Annotated in this window: 2 protein-coding genes; both read right to left on the bottom strand. The window is 72.9% G+C overall.

The window, feature by feature from the left end:
• Positions 1 to 280, bottom strand: a 280-nt coding sequence (locus tag NGF19_RS30310; protein ID WP_252429132.1) for a thioredoxin family protein, incomplete at its 3' end; no start/stop codon positions are given.
• Between the two features lie 147 nt (positions 281 to 427).
• The coding region (locus NGF19_RS30305; protein ID WP_252429130.1) for an MBL fold metallo-hydrolase at positions 428 to 1777 on the bottom strand (1350 nt) is incomplete at its 5' end.

Below are 1777 nucleotides of genomic sequence, written 5' to 3'. Positions count from 1 at the left end.
GCTCGGACAGCGGGCCGGGCTTGGCGTAGAGGACGGCCTTGCCGCGGATGGCGACCACGGCGGGGATGGAGCTGATCCGGAAGGCCTGGGCCAGCGCGGGCTGGGCCTCGGTGTCGACCTTGCCGAAGAGGACGCCCGGGTGGCGCTCGGAGAACCTCTCGAAGACCGGGCCGAACCTGCGGCAGGGTCCGCACCAGGCGGCCCAGAAGTCCACCAGGGTGATGTCGCTGCCGGCGACCGCCTCGCCGAAGTTCTCTGCGGTCAGTTCGATGGTTGCCATGTCGGATCTCCTGGTGTGTGAATACCCCCGCCGGTATCGAACCGGTGAGACCGGCGAGGGTGTGTGGTCGTGCGTGGCGGCCGGTGACAGCCGGTGCCGGGGCGGCGGGCCCTGTCGGCGCGCGCGCCGCCCCGGCATCGCCGTGGCTCAGGCGCTCGCGTGCTCACCCGCGGCGAGCCAGGCGCCGTAGCCGCCGAGCAGGTCGGAGACGTCGGGGTGGCCGTGGTGGCGCAGCAGGCTCGCGGCGATGGAGGAGCGGTGGCCGCCGGCGCAGTGGACGACGACGGGCCGGTCGGTGGGCACTTCCTCGGTCCGGCGGGACAGCTCGGCCAGCGGGATGTGCAGTGAGCCGGGGACCGCGCCCTCCTCGCGCTCGCCCGCGCCGCGCACGTCGAGGACGACCGGTGCGGCGGTACCGGCCAGGGCGTCGCGCAACTGGTCGACGGTGAGCCGCGATGCGGGCCGGACCTGGTCCTGGGCGCCGACGAAGGTCTCCTCGGGGTCGCGGAGGTAGCCGATGACGCGGTCGAAGCCGATCCGGGCCAGGCGGGTCGCGGTCTCCTCCTCGCGTCCGCCGGGCGCCACGAGCAGAAGGTCGTGGTCGGCGGCGAGGACGGACCCGGCCTGCTCGGCGAAGCGGCCGTCGATGGGGACGTTGACCGAGCCGACCAGATGCCCCATGGCGAAGTCCTGCGGATCACGGGCGTCCACGACGACGGCGCCCGCGGCCCGGCGGGCCAGGAAGTCGGCGGAGTCCAACGACCGGGGCGCGGTGGCCGCGTCGTACAGGGGGTGGTTCTTGCGGTTGAGGACGGCGTCGTGGACGAAGTAGGCGGGGGCGACGGGCTGTCCGCCGCTCACCAGGGCGACGAAGTCGTCCTCGCTCATCGGGGCGCAGGCGTAGTTGGTGGCGCGCTGGGTGCCGATGGTGGACTGGCGTTCGGTGGAGAGGTTCTTGCCGCAGGCCGATCCGGCGCCGTGACCGGGGAAGACGCGGACCTCGTCGGGCAGGGACATCAGCTTGCGCTGCACGCTGTCGTAGAGCATGCGGGCCAGCTCGTCACTGGTCACCCCGAGGGAGGCCAGCAGGTCGGGGCGGCCGACGTCGCCGATGAACAGGGCGTCGCCCGTGAGCACCCCGTAGGGGACGGTGTCATCGGCGTGCTCGTACGCCAGGACGCTGACCGACTCGGGGGTGTGGCCGGGGGTCTCGAGGATCTGCAGGGTGACATCGCCCAGCGCGATGCGCTCGCCGTCGGTGAGCCTGCGGATGGGGTACTCGGTGCGGGCGCGCTGCCCGTAGCCGATCCACGCCCCGGTACGGGCCGCCAACTCCAGGTGTCCGGCCAGGAAGTCGGCGTGGAAGTGGGTGTTGATGACGCCGACGATCGTGAATCCGTGCGCGTCGGCGTCGGCGACGTACTCGTCCACGTCGCGCCGGGGGTCGACCACCACGGCCTGGCCGGTGGTCTCGTCGGCGATCAGATAGGAGGCCTG

The organism is Streptomyces macrolidinus (genome assembly GCF_023887685.1).
Classification (GTDB): Bacteria; Actinomycetota; Actinomycetes; order Streptomycetales; family Streptomycetaceae; genus Streptomyces; species Streptomyces macrolidinus.
This window is presented reverse-complemented; position numbering and strand designations above follow the sequence as displayed.